The sequence below is a fragment of the Mesorhizobium huakuii genome, from assembly GCF_014189455.1.
Lineage (GTDB): Bacteria > Pseudomonadota > Alphaproteobacteria > Rhizobiales > Rhizobiaceae > Mesorhizobium > Mesorhizobium huakuii_A.
Map to the genome: position 1 here is coordinate 6,412,101 of NZ_CP050296.1, position 17,047 is coordinate 6,429,147.

The window sequence follows — 17,047 nt, forward strand, 5'->3', positions numbered from 1 at the left end:
GAAGAAATGAAATGAAGATCCTTGTGCCCGTGAAGCGGGTTGTGGATGCGAACGTCAAGGTTCGCGTGAAGGCTGATGGTTCGGCGGTGGAACTCGCCAACGTCAAGATGGCGATGAACCCGTTCGACGAGATCGCGGTGGAAGAGGCGATCCGGCTGAAGGAAGCCGGCAAGGCCGAGGAAATCATCGTCGTCTCGATCGGCCCGCAGCAGGCGCAGGAAACCTTGCGCACCGCGCTCGCCATGGGCGCCGACCGCGCCATCCTGGTCAAGACCGACGAGCAGACCGAGCCGCTCGGTGTTGCCAAGGTACTGAAGGGTGTCGTCGATGCCGAACAGCCCGGCCTCGTCATCCTCGGCAAGCAGGCGATCGATGACGACTCGAACCAAACCGGCCAGATGCTGGCGGCCCTGCTCGGCTGGGCGCAAGGCACGTTTGCCTCCAAGGTGGTGCTCGACGGCGACAAGGCCAAGGTAACCCGCGAAGTCGACGGCGGCCTGCAGACGGTTGAGCTGAAGATGCCGGCGATCATCACCGCCGATCTTCGCCTCAACCAGCCGCGCTATGCCTCCCTGCCCAACATCATGAAGGCCAAGAAGAAGCAGCTCGACGAAAAGACCCCGGCGGACTACGGCGCCGACGTCAAGCCGCGCCTCAAGGTCATCAAGACCGAAGAGCCAAGCGGCCGCAAGGCAGGCGTCAAGGTCAAGAGCGTCGCCGAACTGGTCGACAAGCTCAAGAACGAAGCCGGCGTGCTCTGAGATCGGAAGGAACAGATAAAATGACCATTCTCCTCATCGCAGAACACGACAACGCCACCCTTTCCGACCAGACCGCCAAGGCGCTCTCGGCGGCCCTGCAGATAGGCTCGGACGTGCATGTGCTGGTGGCCGGCAAGGGCGCCAAGGGTGCGGCCGACGCCGCGGCCAAGCTCAAGGGCGTCAGCAAGGTGCTGCTGGCCGAAGCCGACGAACTCGCCGAGCGCCTCGCCGAACCGACGGCCGCACTGGTCGTGTCGCTCGCCGGCGGCTACGACACCATCATCGCCCCGGCGACCTCGTCGGGCAAGAACGTCGCACCGCGCGTGGCGGCCCTGCTCGATGTCGCGCAGGTGTCCGAGATCATCGAAGTGGTTTCGCCGGACACGTTCAAGCGGCCGATCTATGCCGGCAACGCCATCCAGACCGTGCAGTCGACCGACGCCAAGAAGGTCATCACCCTGCGCACGGCTTCCTTCCAGGCAGCGCCCGAGGGCGGCTCGGCCGCGGTCGAGACCGTCAAGGCAGCAGCCAATCCCGGCCTCTCCACCTTCGTCGAGAACAAGTTGTCGGAGACGGACCGTCCGGAACTGACCTCGGCCAAGATCATCATCTCGGGTGGTCGTGCGCTGGGTTCGGCGGAGAAGTTCCAGGAGGTCATCCTGCCGGTTGCCGACAAGCTCGGTGCAGCCGTCGGCGCCTCGCGTGCCGCTGTCGATGCCGGTTATGCACCGAACGACTGGCAGGTCGGCCAGACCGGCAAGGTCGTCGCTCCGGACCTCTACATCGCGGTCGGCATCTCCGGCGCCATCCAGCATCTCGCCGGCATGAAGGATTCCAAGGTGATCGTCGCCATCAACAAGGACGAGGAGGCGCCGATTTTCCAGGTTGCCGACTACGGCCTCGTCGGCGATCTCTTCGTCATTCTGCCGGAGCTCGCAATGCACATTGGCGATACTTGATCGCAGAAAGATGCGCTCTGCACATTATCTAGTATTCGATAGGCGGTTTCGCATTCTGGGTGCAAACGGAAGTCTTTGTGCGCGTTCTACCTCATGTGTCGATCTGATTTCGGTCGGCTGGTTGACTCACAGCGCCCCGATCCTCGATATCGGCCTCGATTACCGTGAGCTTTGATCGTGAGACCCTGACCATCTACGCTCGACCCAGCTCCTCCCGACGGGGCCGCCAGTCTGAAAGGCGCTCATGTCGCCACAACGCAAGGAACAGGATGGAAATGCACGCAGCGATTTCGGAAAAGACCACGCCTGAAATTCAATCCCTCGGCGACCGCCGGATGTGGAGCCTTGAAGAGGCCCAGTCTCTCCACAACGCGCCCTTCAACGATCTTTTGTTTCAGGCGCAGACCGTGCACCGCCAGAATTTCGATCCCAACAAGGTCCAGCTCAGCCGGCTTCTCAGCATCAAGACCGGCGGATGTCCGGAGGATTGCGGCTATTGCAGCCAGTCGGCGCATCACGAAACCGGCCTGAAAGCGTCGAAGCTGATGGAAGTCAGGCGCGTCATCGCCGAAGCGACCAAGGCGCGCGATGCCGGCGCCACCCGCTATTGCATGGGCGCGGCCTGGCGAAACCCGAAGGCGCGCGACATGGATGCAGTGGTGGCGATGGTCGAAGGCGTCAAGGCGCTGGGCATGGAGACCTGCATGACGCTCGGCATGCTCGATCTTGAGCAGACCGCTCGTCTGAAACAAGCAGGTCTCGACTATTACAACCACAACATCGATACGTCGGAGCGCTACTACAACGAGATCATCAGCACGCGCAGCTTTGCCGACCGGCTGGAGAGGCTCGAGCAGGTGCGCCAAGCCGGCATCAAGGTTTGCTGTGGTGGCATTGTCGGCATGGGCGAAGAACCGGTGGACCGGATCGACATGCTGGTGACGCTGGCCAACCTGCCGGAACATCCGCAAAGCGTTCCGATCAACATGCTGATCCCGATCGACGGTACCCCGCTTGCCGACGCCAGGCCGATCGAGCCGATCGAATTCGTGCGCGTGATCGCCCTGGCGCGCATCATGATGCCGAGATCGCATGTCCGTCTCTCCGCCGGCCGCACCGCCATGACCGACGAGATGCAGGCGCTGTGCTTCTTTGCCGGCGCCAACTCGATCTTCGTCGGCGACACGCTGCTGACCGCGGACAATCCCGGCGAGGATAAGGATAGTCTGCTGTTCCGGCGCCTCGGCATCGAGCCGATGGAACTCGAGGCGCAATGAACGGGGCAACCCTCGCCCGCTATGACGCGACCTTGCAGGGGCTGGCGCGCAAGGACCGGCTGCGGACGCTGTCGCCGCGCGCCGGCCTCGACTTCTCGTCGAACGATTATCTCGGACTTGCTGCCTCCAAAAGACTTGGCGAGGCGGTTGCGGCGGCAATTGCGCGTGGCACGCCGGTTGGCGCCACCGGGTCGCGGCTGTTGCGTGGCAACGCGCCGGAACACGAGGCACTGGAGGCGGACGCGGCGGCCTTCTTCGGTGCCGACCGCGCATTGTTCTTCGGCAGCGGCTACATCGCCAACTTCGCTCTCCTGACCGCGCTGCCGCAAAAGGGTGACCTGCTGGTCCTCGACGAACTCGCCCATGCCAGCATGCATGAGGGTGCGCAGGCCGGACGCGCCCAATTCGTGCTGGCCGCGCATAACGACGTTGATGCGGTCGAGGATGCGATCACGCGCTGGCGAGCCGGCGGCGGCACGGGGCGCGTCTGGATCGTGGTCGAAAGCCTCTACAGCATGGATGGCGACCGCGCGCCGATGGAGAGCCTGATCGCGCTTGCCGATCGGCACGAAGCATTCATCGTCGTTGACGAGGCGCACGCCACCGGCGTCTGCGGATCGGACGGCCGGGGTTGGCCGCCGCATTCGAGGGCCGCGACAATATCATTGCGCTCCACACATGCGGCAAGGCGCTCGGCGCGTCCGGAGCGCTCGTCACCGGGCCGGGACTGCTGTGCGACTATCTCGTCAACCGCTGCCGGCCGTTCATCTACTCCACCGCGCCATCGCCGCTGATGGCAGTGGCAGTGCGCGAGGCGATTGCCATGCTGTCCGATGAGCCCCAACGCCGTGTCCAGTTGCAGGAGCGCGTTGCCTTCGCGGGCCGCCAATTGGCCGAGCGCTGCGGCGTGAAGCCCAGCGGCTCGCAGATCCAGCCCTTTGTCATCGGCGACAACAGGCGCACCATGGCGGTGGCGGCGGCACTGCAGGCCCGCGGCTTCGACATCCGCGGCATTCGTCCGCCGACCGTGCCCGAGGGCACGTCGCGCCTGCGCATTTCGCTGACGCTCAACGTCGACGAAGCCGACATTTCCACCATGGTCGAGGCCCTCGTCGAAGTGTTGGGCACGGCATGACCAAGCGCATCGTCATCACCGGAACCGACACCGGCATTGGCAAGACAGTGTTTTCGGCGGGGCTCGCCGGCCTGCTCAATGGCTTCTACTGGAAGCCGGTGCAATCGGGCCTCGACGAGGAGACCGACAGCGAGGTCGTTGCCCGGCTTTCCGGCTTGCCTGCTGGGCGCGTCCTGCCGGAAGTTTACCGTCTGAGGATGCCGCTTTCGCCGCATCGGTCAGCCGAAATCGACGGCGTCGCGATCGAGGCGGCCAAGCTCTCACTTCCAGTCCTACCGGGTCCGCTCATCATCGAAGGCGCCGGCGGGCTCATGGTGCCGCTCAACCGGCAGACAAGGTTCATCGATATTTTCCGGGAATGGCAACTGCCGGTCATCCTTTGCGCGCGCACCGCGCTCGGCACCATCAATCACACCCTGTTGTCGATCGAGGCGCTGCGGGCCCGCTCCATCCCGCTCATCGGCCTCGCCTTCATTGGCGAGGAGGTGGCCGATACGCAAAAAACAATCGTGGAATTCAGCGGCGTGCCACAGCTCGGGAGACTGCCCCTGCTCGATCCGCTGACGGGTGAAACGCTGAGGGATGCGATGGTTGCCGGCTTTGACCTCGCCTCGATTGCGGGAGGCGAATGATGTCGCAGTCCAGTGTGTGGCATCCGTTCACGCAGCACGCGCTTGAGCCCGTGATCCCTGAAATCGTCCTGACGGAGGGAGCCTATCTCCAAAAGGCCGACGGCACGCGTATCCTGGATGCCATCTCCTCCTGGTGGGTCGTCACCCATGGCCACCGCCACCCTCGCATCATGAAGGCTATCGAGACGACCGCGTCGAGCCTTGACCAGATCATCTTTGCCGGCTTCACGCATGAACCAGCCGAACGTCTGGCCAAGGCGCTAGTCGGCCTCGCTCCCTCCGGTCTCGACTGGGTGTTCTATTCCGACAGCGGCTCGACCTCCGTCGAGGTCGCGCTGAAGATGGCGCTCGGGTATTTCGGCAACATCGGCGCACCGCGCTCGCGCATCGTCGTCATGGAGCACAGCTATCATGGCGACACCATCGGCACGATGAGCGTTGGCGCCCGCGGCGTGTTCAACGCCGCCTACGAGCCTTTGCTGTTCGAGGTCGACACCATCCCCTTCCCGGCCGCCGGGCACGAACAGGAAACGCTGGATCGTTTCGAGGCCGTCAGCCGCGACCGGTGCGCCGCCGCGCTGATCGTCGAACCGCTGGTGCTTGGTGCCGGCGGCATGCTGATGTACCCGGCTTCGGTTCTGACCGAATTGAAGAAGATTGCCGAAGCCTCCGGCACGCTGCTGATCGCCGACGAGGTGATGACAGGCTGGGGACGAACCGGAACCATGTTCGCCTGCGAGCAGGCATCCATCTCTCCAGACATCCTGTGCACCTCGAAGGGCCTGACTGGTGGCGTGATCCCGCTGGCGGCCACGCTTGCCACCGACGCCATCTTCCAGGCTCACTATTCCGAGGACCGGAAGAAGACCTTCTTCCATTCGAGCTCCTACACCGCCAATCCAATTGCCTGTGCGGCCGCACTCGCCAATGTCGAGATCTGGCGCGACGAGCCCGTGGCCGAGCGGATCGCGGCGTTGAGTGCGATGCAGGCCGCCGGGCTTCGGCGCTTTCGTGACAATGCCAACTTCGCCGACAGCAGGACGACCGGCACGATCGCGGCCCTCGATCTGCGCACCGGCTCGGCCGGCTATCTGGCCGAGATCGGACCGAAACTGCGCGCTTTTTTCCTCGAGCGCGGCCTGCTCGTGCGCCCGCTTGGCAATGTCCTCTATCTTCTGCCACCCTATTGCATCACCGGCGAGGAACTGGACGGACTCCATGACGCCATCGAGGAGGCCGGCGAACGCTTCGGTTCGAGGCCATGAGCAGGTCGTCGTGCATTCTCGGGTTTGGCCATCATGCGCCTGGTCGCAAAGTGCCAAATGCCGAGATCGAGAGCAATCTCGGCCTCGAGCCGGGCTGGATCGAGCGGCGTACCGGGATACTGTCGCGCTTCTGGGCAACGGACGAAGACACGCTGTCTGGCCTTGCCGCTCATGCCGGCGACATGGCGCTGGCGAACGCCGGCATCGACCGCAGCGACATCGGTCTGCTGTTGCTTGCCACCTCGACGCCCGACCACCTTCTGCCGCCAAGCGCGCCGCTGGTCGCACACCGGCTCGGACTCGGCCGAGCCGGAGCGGTCGACCTGACCGGCGCCTGCGCCGGCTTCATCTATGCGCTGATGTTCGCGGATGGATTCACCCAGCTGCACGGCAAAGCGGCCCTCGTCATTGCCGCCAACATCCTCAGCCGCCGCATCAACCCGGCCGAGCGCGCCAGCGCCGTGCTGTTTGCCGATGCCGCCGGCGCCCTGGTGATTGGTCCGTGCGAGGATGCTGATCGGGGGATTCTCGGAGCCTCGGTGGATTCGGACGGCTCGCGCTACGGGCTGATTCAGATCCCGGCGGGCGGAAGCAACATCCCGTTCCATGGCGACCTCGACCTCGGGCAAACCCGCATGACGATGACCGACGGCCGCGAAGTGTTCGCCAAGGCCGTCGAGATGATGACCGCCTGCTCGCAGGATGCATTGGCCACAGCCCGGACGCGGCCGCAGGACATCGATCGGTTCGTGCCGCATCAGGCCAATGCCCGCATCTTCGATGCGGTCGGACGAAACCTCGGCATTGCCGATCAAGCAATCGTCAAGACGATCGTCGATTACGGCAACTCTTCCGCCGCGACGATCCCGCTTTCGCTGTCGCTAGCCCATCAGACGGAGCCATTCCGGCAGGGTGAGAAGATTCTTCTGGCGGCGGCGGGTGCGGGTCTTAGCGGTGGTGCTCTCGTCGTCGGCATTTAGCCGACCAAGCGAGCGCGCCAGGACGGATCATGAATGATCTATGGGGCAACAGAGCAATGCGAAAAATAGTCGCCGGCAAGCTGCACGGTATCCACGTCACCGAAGCAAACCTCAACTACCACGGTTCGATAACGCTGGACCCTGACCACTGCGAAGCAGCCGGGATACTGCCGATGGAATTCGTGGAGATATGGAACAAGAATTCCGGTGCGCGGATTTCAACGTATGTGATTCTGGGCGAGCGCGGCTCGCGGTGCTGCATCCTCAACGGTGCTGCCGCCCGCACCTGCCAGCCAGACGACCAGATCATTGTCTGCAACTCCATCTACCTGGACGAAGCGCAGATCACCTCGCTGAAACCGAGGATCGTCACTTTTGACCAGCACAACCACATACGTGACCGCCTGAGCTACTCGGTCGATCTCGACGCACATGGCCGGTACAGGTTTTCCATCCTCGACGAGGCGAATGCGGCTTCGGCCATTCCCGCCCTGGTTTCAGGAGCGTGATTTTGTCCCCGATGCATGCGGGGGTTTTATGCTGGGTTTCATTGGCGGCCGGTCGAAGGCGCCCGAATGCGCTTGACAAGATTGCGCTGGCCCGTCCAACTTAAGGCATTCACCAGGGGAGTCCCGGCAAGGGGCTGAGATACTGCTGGCTTTCGCGGCGCAGTGACCCGTTGAACCTGATCCAGTTCATACTGGCGTAGGGACGGTGCAAGCGCTTTGCGGGAGTTCACGCCCGTGGTCCTGTTTTGAACAGGTCGACAAAAGCGTCTTTTCATCCTTCCGGCACAGAACTGGGTCTCCAATGCATGAGCAAAGGAGCCTCAAGATGAATGCCCTCACCCCCGCCGTGTCGACGGGACCGCTGCCCGCCTCACGAAAAATCCACAAGCCCGGTGCCATCCACCCCCAGATCAGGGTGCCGATGCGCGAAATCTCCGTCCATCCGACAGCCGGCGAGCCGCCCGTCATCGTCTATGATCCGTCCGGCCCCTATACCGACCCGACCGTCGAAACCAGCATCGAAAAGGGCCTCGCCCAGCTTCGCCATGAATGGATTACGGCACGCGGCGATGTCGAAGCCTATGACGGCCGCCATGTCCGGCCGGAAGACAACGGATTCGCGGCGGGCGAGCGCCTGACACCGGAATTTCCCGTCCGCAACCGGCCGCTCAGGGCCAGATCAGGCAAGGCGGTGACACAGCTCGCCTATGCGCGCGCCGGCATCGTCACGCCCGAAATGGAGTTCGTCGCCATCCGCGAGAACCTCGGCCGCGAGGTCCTGCGCGGCAAGCTGCAACGCGACGGCGAAGCCTTCGGCGCATTGATACCGGATTTTGTCACGCCGGAATTCGTGCGCGACGAAGTGGCCCGCGGGCGGGCGATCATTCCAGCCAACATCAATCATCCCGAGAGCGAGCCGATGATCATCGGCCGCAATTTCCTGGTCAAGATCAACGCCAATATTGGTAACTCCGCCGTCACATCGTCGATGGCCGAGGAAGTGGAAAAGATGGTCTGGGCGATCCGCTGGGGCGCCGATACGGTGATGGATTTGTCGACCGGCCGCAACATCCACAACATCCGGGACTGGATCGTGCGCAATGCGCCGGTGCCGATCGGCACCGTGCCGCTCTACCAGGCGCTGGAAAAGGTCGGCGGCATCGCCGAGGACCTGACCTGGGAGGTCTACCGCGACACGCTGGTTGAGCAGGCCGAACAGGGCGTCGACTATTTCACCATCCACGCCGGCGTGCGGCTGCACTACATCCCGCTGACCGTTGACCGCGTCACGGGCATCGTCTCGCGCGGTGGCTCGATCATGGCCAAATGGTGCCTGCACCATCACCGGGAGAGCTTCCTTTACGAGCATTTTGCGGAGATCTGCGACATCTGCCGCGCCTATGACGTGTCTTTCTCGCTCGGCGACGGTCTTCGTCCCGGCTCAATCGCCGATGCCAATGACGCAGCGCAATTCGCCGAACTGGAGACGCTCGGCGAGCTGACGCAGATCGCCTGGGCGAAGGATTGCCAGGTGATGATCGAAGGTCCCGGCCACGTGCCGATGCACAAGATCAAGGAGAACATGGACAAGCAGCTCGCCGTCTGCGGCGAGGCGCCCTTCTACACGCTTGGACCGCTGACCACCGACATCGCGCCGGGCTATGACCACATCACTTCAGGCATTGGTGCTGCCATGATCGGCTGGTTCGGCACCGCCATGCTCTGCTATGTCACGCCCAAGGAGCATCTCGGCCTTCCCGATCGCAACGACGTCAAGATTGGCGTGATCACCTACAAGATCGCCGCGCATGCCGCCGACCTGGCGAAGGGGCACCCGGCGGCGAAAGTCAGAGATGATGCCCTTTCCCGCGCGCGCTTCGAGTTCCGCTGGGAGGACCAGTTCAACCTGTCGCTCGACCCCGAAACCGCACGGTCCTTCCACGACCAGACCTTGCCCAAGGAGGCGCACAAGCTGGCACATTTCTGCTCGATGTGCGGGCCGAAATTCTGCTCCATGCGCATTTCCCACGACATTCGTGCCGAAGCGCAGAAGGAAGGCATGGCGGCGATGGCGGCGAAATACCGCGAGGGTGGCGATCTCTACATGCCGGCTGACAAGACCGGCGTACCGGTCGTGCCAGAGGCTCCCAAACCATCATGAGGGTGCTCGTCAAAGGGGCCGGTGTTGCCGGCATCACCGTCGCTTTCGAACTCGCCATCCGAGGCGCGGCGGTGACCGTGGTCGAGACCCGGCATGGCATCGGCGGCAATGCGTCGTGGTTCGCCGGCGGCATGCTGGCGCCATGGTGCGAGCGTGAAAGCGCGGAGCAGCCGGTGCTGGATCTCGGACGCGACGCTGCCGACTGGTGGGATGCGGTGCTGTCGGGTCAGGTGACACGGGCCGGGACACTGGTCGTGGCCGCGCCGCGTGATGCCGGAGAGCTTGACCGGTTCGCAAGTCGCACGTCGGGGCATCGGCGTGTCGATGAAAGCGAAATTGCGCTCCTGGAACCCGACCTCGCCGGCCGCTTCCCGCGTGGATTGCTCTTCCCCGACGAGGCTCATCTCGACCCACGCCTAGTGATTGCAGCGCTTCATGACAAGCTCGCCACCATGGGTGTCGAATTCCACTTCGGCTGCGATGCCACGCAGGTTTCCGGTTTCGATCGTCAGATCGATTGCACTGGAATGGCAGCGAGCGATGACAGGCTGCGTGGTGTTCGCGGTGAGATGCTGATCCTGCGCACGCCGGACATTTCGCTGTCACGCCCAGTCCGGCTGCTTCATCCGCGCTTTCCACTCTACGTGGTGCCGCGTACCGATCACCGTTTCATGATCGGCGCGACGATGGTTGAAAGCCAGTCCGCCGGACCGGTCACGGTGCGTTCCATGATGGAGCTTTTGGGCGCGGCCTATGCTCTCCATCCGGCCTTCGGCGAGGCTGGCGTCATTGAGACCGGCGCCGGTGTTCGTCCGGCCTTTCCCGACAATCTGCCGCGTGTCGAAATGAGCGGAGACGCCGTCGCGATCAACGGGCTTTATCGCCATGGTTTTCTCCTCGCCCCCGCTATGGCTCGCCAGGCTGCCGACCTGGTTTTCAATCAAGACAGAACCAAGGAGCTCGCTCATGAAACTGATCGTCAACGGCGAAGCGCTTGAGATTGCCGCCACCACGTTGGCGGCGCTGCTTGCCGCGCTCGACTATGAGGGCGATTGGCTGGCGACGGCCGTCAACAGCGACCTCGTGCACAAAGCCAACCGCGCGGAATTCCGATTGAGCGACGGCGACCGGATCGAAATCCTCTCGCCCATGCAGGGAGGCTAGCATGTTCGAGCTTTATGGGACCGAGCTTTCGTCGCGCCTGCTTCTCGGCACGGCTCAATATCCTTCGCCGGCCGTCCTTGCCGATGCAGTCAGGGCGTCGGGCACGTCGGTGGTGACCGTCTCTTTGCGGCGTGAGATGGCGGGCGGCAGGGCCGGCGAAAAATTCTGGTCGCTGATCCGCTCGCTCGGCACGAGAATCCTGCCCAACACGGCCGGCTGCCACTCCGTCAAGGAAGCGGTCACTACCGCGAACATGGCGCGCGAAGTCTTCGGCACGACCTGGATCAAACTCGAAGTGATCGGCAACCACGACACTCTGCAGCCGGACGTGTTCGGCCTGGTCGAAGCCACCCGTATCCTGTGCGAGGACGGCTTTGCGGTATTCCCCTATACCACCGACGATCTCGTCGCCGCCGAGCGGCTGCTGGAAGCGGGCTGCAAGGTCCTGATGCCGTGGTGCGCACCGATCGGTTCCGCCTTGGGACCGGTCAACATGACGGCGCTGCGCTCGATGCGCGGACATTTCCCAGGCGTCCCCCTGATCGTGGATGCGGGGCTGGGACGGCCGTCGCACGCGACCACCGTCATGGAACTCGGCTTTGACGCCGTGCTCCTGAACACGGCGGTGGCCAGGGCGGCCGATCCAGTCGGCATGGCGCGTGCATTTAGCAAGGCGGTCGAGGCCGGCCGTGAAGCTTACAGCTCGGGAATGCTCGAACCGCGAGACGTCGCCGTGCCGTCGACACCGACAATCGGCAGGGCCGTTTTTTCATGAAGCTCGATCCCTTCTATCTGATCGTCGACAGTGCTGCCTGGATCGAACGGTTGGTGCCGCTTGGCATCAAGCTGATACAGCTTCGCATCAAGTCGATGGACGAGGCCGGCTTGCGCGTTGAGATCCGCAAGGCAAAGGCCTTGTGCGCCCAGCACCACTGCCAACTCATCGTCAACGACCATTGGCGCCTGGCAATCGAGGAAGGCTGCGACTTCGTCCATCTTGGCCAGGAGGATTTGCAAACCGCCGATCGTTCGCGGATTCGGGTAGCCGGCGTGAGGCTCGGACTGAGCACCCATGATCATATCGAGCTGGAAACGGCGATGGCCGCCGAGCCAGACTACATCGCGCTCGGCCCCATCTACCCAACGATCCTGAAGAAGATGAAATGGGCGCCGCAAGGAATCGAGCGGATCAGCGATTGGAGGCGCCGGGTCGAGCCGATTCCATTGGTCGCCATTGGTGGCCTGAACCCTGACCGGCTCAGCCGTGTCTTTGCGGCTGGCGCCAGCAGTGCAGCGGTGGTGACTGACATCACGCTGAACAAGGACCCTGAAGCGCGCGCGCGCGAATGGATCGAAAAGACGGACCAATGGCGCTGAGGCAAGAACCCTATGTGCTTGTCGTCGGTGGATCCGACTCCAGCGGGGGCGCCGGAATTGCCCGCGATATCGAGACGATCTCTTCAATTGGCGTGCGCACCTGCCTCGCCGTTACCGCACTGACTGTGCAAACCCACGACGCCGTCATGGATATCAGTCATTCGCAGCCCGATCTTGTGGTCGATCAGATGCGCGCTGCGCTGCAGGCCAACAAGGTAGCGGCCATCAAGATCGGCATGCTCGCGACGGCTGAGATCGTCGTTGCGGTTGCCGCCGTGCTGCGCGAAAATCCGCAGATGCCGGCAGTACTCGACCCGGTATTGGCCTCCACTTCAGGCGGTGCGCTGCTGGAAGCAGGCGCCATCGCCGCCATGAAACGCAATCTGATGCCGCATTGCCGTCTCGTCACACCCAATCTCATCGAGCTGGCGCTCCTTGTCGGCACGGAACTCTGCGTCGACGAGGATGGCGCAGTCAGGCAGGGCCAGGAACTGCTGGTCGCGGATGCGCAGGCCATCCTGATCAAGGGCGGTCATGGATCCGGACCCCGATCGACCGATATTCTGTTGCGCTGCAATCACGAACCAGTCCGCTTCGACCCACCGCGCCTTGCTACGTCGATGCGCGGTACGGGGTGCATGCTGGCCAGTGCGATTGCGGCGCATCTGGCGAAGGCGAGCCCACTCGAAGACAGCGTACGCAAAGGCAAGCGGTTTGTTTTCCAGAATCTGCGGAAGAATGCAGCCCCATGATAGCGATAAATCAGCGGGCAAACGATGAACATCAATGGCCGCTGGCCGTAAGCTCCTGATGGTTTCGACTGTCCGTACTCGTGGACGAGGAGTATATTAGTTCCTGCCCCGCAAACGGCCTCGGTCGACAGTTTCTTCAGTTGTTTGCGGTTCGGCCCTCGCGTCTCTCATCCGCGCGACGGAATTGTGCCTTACCGCGGCCGCCAAAGGATGAACGCCGAAGGAGCTAGCAGGATGACGTTTAGCGGCACGACCGAGGCCTCACCATCGAGACAAATGAAAGATTATCGCAGCGGCGCTCGGTATTTCTAACTGGCTTTTCGAGGCGCCCGCCTGGGGCATATGATCTTGATGCCTAGCCGTCAAATTTCAAACTGAGACAAGATGCTGACCCGAGGGGTGCCCGTACAATTCCTGTGAAGACCACGCGATTATTGCGCGAGGCGCTCTGGAGGCACGACCAGCGTGACCACCAACCCATTTCTTGACCAGGCATAATCGATCGAGCCGCGCAGGTGCCCGGTTACGCTTCGCTCAACCAACCTGCTCCCGTAGCCTGGCGCGGCGGTAGGTGCCTCGACCGGCGGCCCGCCATTTTCTGTCCAGACGATCGTAACGGTCGCGCCGAGCGGCATGGCCTATGATGGGAGCATGTTCCCCGAATGGCAGCAAGCATCCTCGTCGGGGGGCTGTCCCACGCCTTGCGCTCTCGGCTGGCCGCGTCGCCGGCGAGGCTCGCTATCTGGAAGGCACCGGCCGCATTCGCGATGCTGTAGCAGGTGACGGTTCGATATTGCTTTTGACTGACGACGGCGGACAGGTTCTTCGCGTGACACGCGGGAACTAACTCAGCATAGATGCGCCTCTGCCATCATGAAATCCGCATATGACCTTAGCGGATCTATGAGCTAAATTGCATCTTCACCGACGCACCGTCGCGGCGCGGCGATTTGACGAAAAATCCGACACCGGACATTAGTCTTGCCCGGGGTGAGCCTTGGGGATCCTCAGCCAAGAGCGCAGTCTGCTCCGGTCCAACTGTCGCATTACCGGCGTCACCATTACGCCGTGCATAACAATCGAACTCAACACGGCTAATCTGAACGCGAGTTCGCCTCGCTGCAGGATTTCAGGGAAGAGAGTAAGGGCCAACGCCTGCCGGATTTAAAGTTGGCACCGGCCACTGCGCGAAGTCCCGCAATAGTGAATGGTCCAGTGCCACTCGGTCCCGTAGGGCTCTCGGAACCGACCCCATGCGCAGGCACTTCGTCGTTAATATCGATGGCCATTCGGAAGACGTTCGCTCGCCCCACCAGACAGATATGTAGCGAAGGGAGCGTTTCGCATCATATCCAGCGAGGATGGTTGGCGCCCTGGGCGTGTTCCTCGTCGACCGGCCGGTTGGCGGCGTTGTTGGCGGTGGCGTAGACGGACAACGGCTCCGACTTGCTGTCACGGCGTATGTCGACGATAGCAAAAGAACGTCTCCTCAATAGCGAGCCTTGCGATGTAGCGGTCTACCGATACCACCCCCCATAGATGCTTGGATCAAGGCTGAACCACAGCGGATCCAGACGCCCCCTCCTTCAGAAGCGCGCGCATCTCAATGGGAGCCGCAAGACAGAAAGTTCGAAAAGCTTCCAGGAACCCCAGCCCAACTGCATGACCCGTGGACGGTTCGATTCTCCAGCCATTTTTCAGTCGGCGCTCGTCCCGCCGCTACCGCAACCGGATCAAAGGTTTCACTGCAAGTGCGCCGACGTCGCGTTAGTTCGCTTCGCAGTTAGATAGCATCCCAGTTGTCGATAGCGTCCGACGCTTAGGCTTCTCGAGGAGTGCATCAGTCAGTTCTCTCACCGCCACTGAATCGCATAACCTTTATCGGCGATCGTCTCTTTGCAGCGGCTGACCGGTAACGACCTGGTGTTCGGTGGATTCGGGATTAGCTTCCTTCTTCTGCTCTTGCTTCATGTCTCGCCGCCCATAGACCAGCCTGAACACAAGCGCGAAGTACCCAACCTGCAATACAGCCGCAGCGATGATGCCCCAGGCAACAGCCCTCCACATAGATCCCGTGGCCACATAGGCCCAAGCCCCTACGACGCCCGACGTCGTCAGCATTCCCAGCAGAAACTGCGGAAAATACATCTTTCAATCCGAGAACAAATAAATAAGTTGTCACTAATTTAGCGACTTTGCAAACACAGGCCCAAACCCCGGGCCCGGCTTAGCCCCCCGACCGCCTTGGCCCTATCTTCGGTGGTAAGCACCGGGCGCCAGTGCGGCGCTTCGAACACGCTCACGATGTGATAGGTTGTGACCGGCTTGTCAGTCACCCCTTCCCCTGAGCATTCAAGGCCGGCGCCTTAACGCCAATTCAATTTGTCATATATTAGAAGACGCTCATGCGCTTCTCCATTCTGCTTTTTGCTTGGGGGCCTTCTTCTGTTGGGATTTCGCCGCCAACAATGGCGAATTCACCACTAGGCTTGGTATGCGAGTTGCCAACCTGATCCAGACGTCAGGGCTTTGAAAGGTTTCGAAATCTCGCGCGCGCTACATGACTTATGACGGGTTAAAACGACACCAAGGTCCGTCTAGAAGGCCGCCAGCGTCATTGCACAATCGCCAGGCGCGAACGCATGGCCGACGATAAGGAGTCGACGATCCGTATGTGCGAGGTGCGGCGGACCTGAAAAGCGGGCCGTCCGTCGGACGCCATTCCGGGCAACCTCCAGCGGATGATTGAATGACGTGGCAACAACTCGCCGGGCGAAGACCCCAGCACCCGGTGCCTAGTCCGATGCAAGATCGCTGCCCGCACCTCTGTCCCGAAATGGGACGGCAGCGCCATATCGAGCGCCTCTGCTTGTGTTGGTGGTCAACAGCACGGTTAACGGTGGAAAACCATGCTCGCTTTGGGTGGCAAGGCTGAACTGAAGCCCACCCCAGACAGTTTGCCCTCGTCCGAGGCGGGCCGTGGAAGCGCGCTCGACACGAGCCCTTTCCATCGTCGCGAAGCCTTTGCCTCGGCTCCGTGCGGCTTCCGGAGATCACGGGTGGCGGGTTTGCTGCTGATCAGACGATGCGCAACAGCTCGCGCAGGCGGACCGCTAATCTGGGCGAGGCCTGTAGCTCGGCGCAGCTCGTCTCCCATTGCCGCAGATATTTACCAATGGCCAGGCCGCTGCGGCCGGGCCAGCGGTTGAGTGCCCCCAGCGCCTCGATGCAGTCCGACGCGCTGTCGTATTCGGCGAGGATGGTCAGTGACATAGCCTGGGCGAACGGATTAAGGGCGGGCATTTCGATCTCGCCGCGATGATCGGTGAACCAAGCCGCAGCGTCGTGGGTGAGCCCCTGGCTATCGGCGAGAGCCGTATAGCGGTCGATGATATCCTGGCGGTATCGGGCGATGGCATCGCCGAAGGCGTTGTCGCCGGCGAAGGGCGGGGCCTCCTTCCAGCTTCTCGCCAGGTGCCCGAGCCCGCGCAGCGAGTGGGCCTCCACCATGGCTTCCTCGAGCCATTGGCAGGGGGGGCGCCGGCCTAGCGTCCGGTTGCCAGCTGTTGCAGAGCACATGGCCGAGCTCGTGGCCGAACTGGTAGGCGAGCTTCGACCAATCCCGCTCGCCGATGTCCACGATGATCCAGGCCATGCTGCTGCCGTCCGGATGCAGCCAGATGGCCGGCGTGCCAGAAGTGTGTTCGTCGACACGCAGCCGCGTCGGCTGGCGGTCGGAGACGAGGCGGACGCCATCGAGGCAGGCATGTCGCATTCGCTGGACGACCTGATCAGCCGCGCCCTCAAGCATGCGGCCCCAGTCGCCGGCAAGCTCGATGGGCGCGGTGAGGAGGGTTGGCGGTTGGCGGGCCGAGGGAGATTTGGGAGACATGGCTGCGTAGGTTTTCCGCGAGTGACCCCCAGCGTAGCTGGTGCCAAGCTGGTAGCCAATGAGACGGCAGCTAGTATGCCAAACTTTCGCCTGTTCGTCAGCTGATGCTCCTTTGTCCAAACATACTTATCGAGATATGGCCGGAGCGTCATCGGGAACTTTCTCCTGGGGACGATGCGCTTC

17 protein-coding genes, 2 pseudogenes and 1 riboswitch are annotated in these 17,047 nt (G+C 62.5%); of the genes and pseudogenes, 16 read left to right on the forward strand and 3 right to left on the reverse strand.

The features are described 5' to 3' along the window. The first annotated feature begins 11 nt into the window (after window positions 1–11). The 15 genes and pseudogenes from HB778_RS31315 (at window position 12) to HB778_RS31380 (ending at window position 12,972) form a co-directional block, all read left to right on the forward strand. Entirely contained in the window at window positions 12–761 is a 750-nt protein-coding gene (locus tag HB778_RS31315) for an electron transfer flavoprotein subunit beta/FixA family protein (protein WP_183459547.1), read from the forward strand. A gap of 20 nt (window positions 762–781) precedes the next feature. Then, complete coding sequence (locus HB778_RS31320; protein ID WP_183459549.1) at window positions 782–1,720, forward strand: electron transfer flavoprotein subunit alpha/FixB family protein; 939 nt, start codon at window positions 782–784, stop codon at window positions 1,718–1,720. A 79-nt stretch (window positions 1,721–1,799) separates the two neighbouring features. Continuing rightward, window positions 1,800–1,895 (forward strand): annotated as a pseudogene (locus HB778_RS41835) (carboxylating nicotinate-nucleotide diphosphorylase); the annotation flags it as partial. Between the two features lie 100 nt (window positions 1,896–1,995). Then, the gene (gene bioB / locus HB778_RS31325; RefSeq protein WP_432421213.1) at window positions 1,996–2,997 is read left to right on the forward strand and encodes a biotin synthase BioB; all 1,002 of its coding nucleotides are present in this window, start codon (window positions 1,996–1,998) and stop codon (window positions 2,995–2,997) included. After that, window positions 2,994–4,132: pseudogene (locus tag HB778_RS31330) on the forward strand (8-amino-7-oxononanoate synthase). The gene bioB and the pseudogene HB778_RS31330 overlap by 4 nt, the downstream one beginning before the upstream one ends. Then, window positions 4,129–4,764 carry a dethiobiotin synthase gene (gene bioD, locus HB778_RS31335; RefSeq protein ID WP_183459551.1) on the forward strand — a complete coding sequence of 212 codons (636 nt, stop codon included), beginning with the start codon at window positions 4,129–4,131 and terminating at the stop codon, window positions 4,762–4,764. The pseudogene HB778_RS31330 and the gene bioD overlap by 4 nt, the downstream one beginning before the upstream one ends. Then, on the forward strand, window positions 4,764–6,029 hold the full coding sequence (locus HB778_RS31340; RefSeq protein WP_183459553.1) for an adenosylmethionine--8-amino-7-oxononanoate transaminase: 1,266 nt from the start codon (window positions 4,764–4,766) through the stop codon (window positions 6,027–6,029). The genes bioD and HB778_RS31340 overlap by 1 nt, the downstream gene beginning before the upstream one ends. Further along, window positions 6,026–7,009, forward strand: coding sequence for a beta-ketoacyl-ACP synthase III (locus HB778_RS31345; protein ID WP_183459555.1), 984 nt, complete (start codon window positions 6,026–6,028; stop codon window positions 7,007–7,009). The genes HB778_RS31340 and HB778_RS31345 overlap by 4 nt, the downstream gene beginning before the upstream one ends. 56 nt (window positions 7,010–7,065) lie before the next feature. Beyond that, window positions 7,066–7,518, forward strand: a complete 453-nt coding sequence (panD, locus tag HB778_RS31350) for an aspartate 1-decarboxylase (RefSeq protein WP_183459557.1) — start codon at window positions 7,066–7,068, stop codon at window positions 7,516–7,518. Window positions 7,519–7,622: 104 nt separating this feature from the next. Further along, window positions 7,623–7,739: riboswitch (TPP riboswitch) on the forward strand. Between the two features lie 104 nt (window positions 7,740–7,843). Then, window positions 7,844–9,679, forward strand: a complete 1,836-nt coding sequence (gene thiC / locus HB778_RS31355) for a phosphomethylpyrimidine synthase ThiC (RefSeq protein ID WP_183459559.1) — start codon at window positions 7,844–7,846, stop codon at window positions 9,677–9,679. After that, window positions 9,676–10,677 (forward strand): glycine oxidase ThiO, encoded by a 1,002-nt coding sequence (gene thiO, locus HB778_RS31360; RefSeq protein ID WP_183459561.1) that lies wholly within the window; start codon window positions 9,676–9,678, stop codon window positions 10,675–10,677. Before thiC ends, thiO begins: the two co-directional genes overlap by 4 nt. Beyond that, a complete protein-coding gene (thiS, locus tag HB778_RS31365; protein WP_183459563.1) occupies window positions 10,646–10,843 on the forward strand; it encodes a sulfur carrier protein ThiS in 198 nt (65 codons plus the stop codon). The genes thiO and thiS overlap by 32 nt, the downstream gene beginning before the upstream one ends. Window position 10,844: 1 nt before the next feature. Further along, entirely contained in the window at window positions 10,845–11,618 is a 774-nt protein-coding gene (locus HB778_RS31370; RefSeq protein WP_183459565.1) for a thiazole synthase, read from the forward strand. Further along, window positions 11,615–12,220 (forward strand): thiamine phosphate synthase, encoded by a 606-nt coding sequence (locus HB778_RS31375; protein WP_183459567.1) that lies wholly within the window; start codon window positions 11,615–11,617, stop codon window positions 12,218–12,220. Before HB778_RS31370 ends, HB778_RS31375 begins: the two co-directional genes overlap by 4 nt. Continuing rightward, entirely contained in the window at window positions 12,211–12,972 is a 762-nt protein-coding gene (locus tag HB778_RS31380) for a hydroxymethylpyrimidine/phosphomethylpyrimidine kinase (RefSeq protein WP_183459569.1), read from the forward strand. The genes HB778_RS31375 and HB778_RS31380 overlap by 10 nt, the downstream gene beginning before the upstream one ends. Window positions 12,973–14,318: 1,346 nt before the next feature. Here HB778_RS31380 and HB778_RS31385 read toward each other — a convergent pair. The 3 genes from HB778_RS31385 to HB778_RS31395 form a co-directional block, all read right to left on the reverse strand. After that, window positions 14,319–14,465 carry a hypothetical protein gene (locus tag HB778_RS31385; protein WP_183459571.1) on the reverse strand — a complete coding sequence of 49 codons (147 nt, stop codon included), beginning with the start codon at window positions 14,463–14,465 and terminating at the stop codon, window positions 14,319–14,321. A 385-nt stretch (window positions 14,466–14,850) separates the two neighbouring features. Next, window positions 14,851–15,120 (reverse strand): exopolysaccharide production repressor protein, encoded by a 270-nt coding sequence (locus HB778_RS31390; protein WP_183459573.1) that lies wholly within the window; start codon window positions 15,118–15,120, stop codon window positions 14,851–14,853. A gap of 930 nt (window positions 15,121–16,050) precedes the next feature. Next, window positions 16,051–16,482 (reverse strand): hypothetical protein, encoded by a 432-nt coding sequence (locus tag HB778_RS31395; RefSeq protein WP_183459575.1) that lies wholly within the window; start codon window positions 16,480–16,482, stop codon window positions 16,051–16,053. A gap of 67 nt (window positions 16,483–16,549) precedes the next feature. Between HB778_RS31395 and HB778_RS31400 the strand changes: the two genes are divergently transcribed. Then, window positions 16,550–16,969, forward strand: a complete 420-nt coding sequence (locus HB778_RS31400) for a hypothetical protein (protein ID WP_183459577.1) — start codon at window positions 16,550–16,552, stop codon at window positions 16,967–16,969. Window positions 16,970–17,047 lie beyond the last annotated feature (78 nt).

Excerpts from the sequence above, each read along its gene's own strand:
- HB778_RS31315 (WP_183459547.1), top strand. The coding sequence starts at position 12 with ATGAAGATCCTTGTGCCCGTGAAGCGGGTTGTGGATGCGAACGTCAAG.
- HB778_RS31320 (WP_183459549.1), top strand. The coding sequence starts at position 782 with ATGACCATTCTCCTCATCGCAGAACACGACAACGCCACCCTTTCCGAC.
- bioB (WP_432421213.1), top strand. The coding sequence starts at position 1,996 with ATGCACGCAGCGATTTCGGAAAAGACCACGCCTGAAATTCAATCCCTC.
- bioD (WP_183459551.1), top strand. The coding sequence starts at position 4,129 with ATGACCAAGCGCATCGTCATCACCGGAACCGACACCGGCATTGGCAAG.
- HB778_RS31340 (WP_183459553.1), top strand. The coding sequence starts at position 4,764 with ATGTCGCAGTCCAGTGTGTGGCATCCGTTCACGCAGCACGCGCTTGAG.
- HB778_RS31345 (WP_183459555.1), top strand. The coding sequence starts at position 6,026 with ATGAGCAGGTCGTCGTGCATTCTCGGGTTTGGCCATCATGCGCCTGGT.
- panD (WP_183459557.1), top strand. The coding sequence starts at position 7,066 with ATGCGAAAAATAGTCGCCGGCAAGCTGCACGGTATCCACGTCACCGAA.
- thiC (WP_183459559.1), top strand. The coding sequence starts at position 7,844 with ATGAATGCCCTCACCCCCGCCGTGTCGACGGGACCGCTGCCCGCCTCA.
- thiO (WP_183459561.1), top strand. The coding sequence starts at position 9,676 with ATGAGGGTGCTCGTCAAAGGGGCCGGTGTTGCCGGCATCACCGTCGCT.
- thiS (WP_183459563.1), top strand. The coding sequence starts at position 10,646 with ATGAAACTGATCGTCAACGGCGAAGCGCTTGAGATTGCCGCCACCACG.
- HB778_RS31370 (WP_183459565.1), top strand. The coding sequence starts at position 10,845 with ATGTTCGAGCTTTATGGGACCGAGCTTTCGTCGCGCCTGCTTCTCGGC.
- HB778_RS31375 (WP_183459567.1), top strand. The coding sequence starts at position 11,615 with ATGAAGCTCGATCCCTTCTATCTGATCGTCGACAGTGCTGCCTGGATC.
- HB778_RS31380 (WP_183459569.1), top strand. The coding sequence starts at position 12,211 with ATGGCGCTGAGGCAAGAACCCTATGTGCTTGTCGTCGGTGGATCCGAC.
- HB778_RS31390 (WP_183459573.1), bottom strand. The coding sequence starts at position 15,120 with ATGTATTTTCCGCAGTTTCTGCTGGGAATGCTGACGACGTCGGGCGTC.
- HB778_RS31395 (WP_183459575.1), bottom strand. The coding sequence starts at position 16,482 with ATGGTGGAGGCCCACTCGCTGCGCGGGCTCGGGCACCTGGCGAGAAGC.
- HB778_RS31400 (WP_183459577.1), top strand. The coding sequence starts at position 16,550 with ATGGCCGAGCTCGTGGCCGAACTGGTAGGCGAGCTTCGACCAATCCCG.